Below are 2627 nucleotides of genomic sequence, written 5' to 3' on the forward strand. Positions count from 1 at the left end.
GACCGGGTAAATCCCTATTCTCTAAAGATTATATTAAAGTAGAGTTTAAGAATAAGTCGAGGCTGGATATAGTAGCAGCGAGACAGTCTAGTCGTGGCGGCCGTAGGCATGGGGGTCTTGTTGAAGAATGTGTGCTGGTCGATGGGCAGGCGCTCTCGGAAGTAATTATTCCCTTAATGAATGTATCAAGAAGATGCGCAGATGGGGAAGTTTACCCCGAAGAAAAATTAAACAAGAGTCAGATTTATGTAACTACAGCTGGCTATAAAAATACCTTCCCCTATGACAAACTCATACAACTATTAATATGGCAAATAGTTAAACCCACAGAATCAATTGTGATGGGTGGGACTTGGCGTGTGCCAGTACTAATGAAATTACTCGACAGAAATTTTGTTAAAGATCTGAAATCAGACGGAACATTTAATGAAGCATCTTTTTCAAGGGAGTATGAATCTGTTTGGCTTGGGTCTGGAGAAGACGCATTCTTCGATTCAGATACAATAGACAAACACAGAGTATTAAATCAACCAGAACATGAATATAGTAAACGTAGTAACAAAGATGCATATTATGTAGTGTCTGTTGACGTTGGCAGAAAAGGCTGCAGTACTGTAGCCACAATCATTAAGGTAACTCCGCAACCGCAGAGTGCCGCAATAAAAACGTTAGTCAACATTCATACTTTTGATGAAGAGCATTTTGAAACACAGGCAATAAACTTAAAGAAATTATACTTTAAGTATAATGCTCGCTCTCTTGTAGTGGATGGAAATGGGTTAATAATATAGCTCCTATGTGTGGTAACATGCATAGCAAACTCTTTTAATTGCTGGGAACTCTAAGTTGTTTAAACAATAAGAAAATCAGCAGCCAAGCTTACATACTCTTTTGTAAGAAGGTTCAACGACCAGTCGAAAGACGTACACTCAAGTGAGTGGAAATGGAGAGCTTCCTTGATTAGGAAGAAGATATGGTCTGGTCTCATAGGAAACTATGAGCTGCTCGAAAGGCGGATAGTAATTAACGATTGCTATTGAACACAAACGTAGGCATCGGTCTTATTGACTACCTAGTCAAACACCAAATAGACTCAGAAACTAATGAGACTTATCCTAGTTTTGGAGTAGATAATGATGAAGAGAATTTCTACAGAAAATATAGAACAGAAGATACAGTTTTAGATGCTATTTATATAATTAAAGCAAATGCCCCAATTAACACAGAGGCTCATGCTAATATACAATCACAACTTGCCTCTGGTAAGCTAAAAATGTTAATAGATGAAAGAACAGCTAAGACTAAGCTTATGTCTACTAAAGTAGGTATGGCTATGTCACACAATGAAAGGGCAGAGTATCTAAAACCTTTTACATTAACTTCTATATTAAAAGAAGAGATGTTAAATCTTAAAGAGGAAAGTGATGGAACTAACATTATTCTAAAAGCTGCGAACAAAGGAATTAAGAAAGATAAATTCTCTGCGTTGGAGTATGGAATGTATTATATTAAGAAGCAAGAGGATATGATGAAAAGGAAGAAGAAGTTTAATGTTGGAGACTTACTCTTATTTAACTAAGAAAGGAGTGATTATGCATGGCTCAGCCGAGCAGAGGTGAGATTAAGATTAGTGAAATACTAGATATGAACGGTTTCACTTATGAACAAGAATATGAATTTGAAGATTTGAAAACCAGTGGAAACCGCAGCCTTCGTTTTGACTTCGCAGTGTTTGATGATGATGGCAATATAGATTTCTTAATTGAATATCAGGGAGCACAACATTATGAACCAGTAAAGAAATTTGGTGGAAAAAGAGGTTTATTCAAGCAAAAATATAATGACAACCAAAAGAGAATATACTGTGCGAGAAATGAATATACACTAATTGCTATCCCCTATTGGAACGATAATATATTAGACTTGGATTACATCTTAAAAGAAGCAGGATATTAAATATTTCACAGGAGGACTTGACAAACAAGTCCTTTTTGTGTTATAATTAAAATAAAGCGAGGAGGTGTCAAAAATCAGAAATAGAACAAAAGGAATGGCTATGAATTTAAAGCCTTCTCAAACAGAAGAGAGTTCTATGAGTTATCAAGAATTTTCCAAGTTAAGAGTTGGAAGTAAAACACTTGATGATGCAATACTTGATTTAGGCTCTTTAAAAAAAGTAAACAGAAATTTAGCAGATAAGCAAAGAATTTTAGATGCAATAGATAAAGGTGATTTGCCGCATTTAAGAGAAGTTTCAGAATTTTTTTATAGTGCTAATGGTATATACGGAAGACTTGTTAGATACTTAGCATACCTGTATAGATACGATTGGTTGGCTGTGCCATATGTTAATAGTGACAACATGAAAGAAGAAAAAGTTTTAAGTGAGTTTTCAAAAGCTTTAAATTATTTAGATAACATAAATGTAAAATATGTATTTGGAGACATAGCCTTAAAAGTAGTTAAAAATGGAGTTTATTATGGTTACAGAATAGAAAACCCAACCAAAATGGTTTTACAGGAATTGCCGATGCAATATTGCCGCTCTAGATACTTCATTAATGGAAAACCCCTTGTAGAATTTAATGTTAAGTTTTTTGATGATACATTTAGAGATATAGCTCAAA

The 2627-nt window shown here is 34.7% G+C and carries 4 protein-coding genes; all 4 read left to right on the plus strand.

What is annotated here, in order from left to right; genetic code table 11:
* Window positions 1–791: hypothetical protein (locus RR409_RS21005; RefSeq protein WP_332559725.1), on the plus strand; the 791-nt coding region annotated here is incomplete at its 5' end.
* Window positions 792–1030: 239 nt separating this feature from the next.
* Window positions 1031–1579, plus strand: coding sequence for a hypothetical protein (locus RR409_RS21010; protein WP_332559726.1), 549 nt, complete (start codon window positions 1031–1033; stop codon window positions 1577–1579).
* Between the two features lie 17 nt (window positions 1580–1596).
* Complete coding sequence (locus tag RR409_RS21015) at window positions 1597–1956, plus strand: hypothetical protein (RefSeq protein ID WP_332559727.1); 360 nt, start codon at window positions 1597–1599, stop codon at window positions 1954–1956.
* Window positions 1957–2020: 64 nt separating this feature from the next.
* Window positions 2021–2627, plus strand: a 607-nt coding sequence (locus RR409_RS21020) for a hypothetical protein (protein WP_332559728.1), incomplete at its 3' end; no start/stop codon positions are given.

The sequence above is a fragment of the Clostridium sp. genome, assembly GCF_036642255.1.
Classification (GTDB): domain Bacteria; phylum Bacillota; class Clostridia; order Clostridiales; family Clostridiaceae; genus Clostridium_J.

Coding starts and splice junctions, on each gene's coding strand:
- RR409_RS21015 (WP_332559727.1), top strand. CDS start 1,597: ATGGCTCAGCCGAGCAGAGGTGAGATTAAGATTAGTGAAATACTAGAT.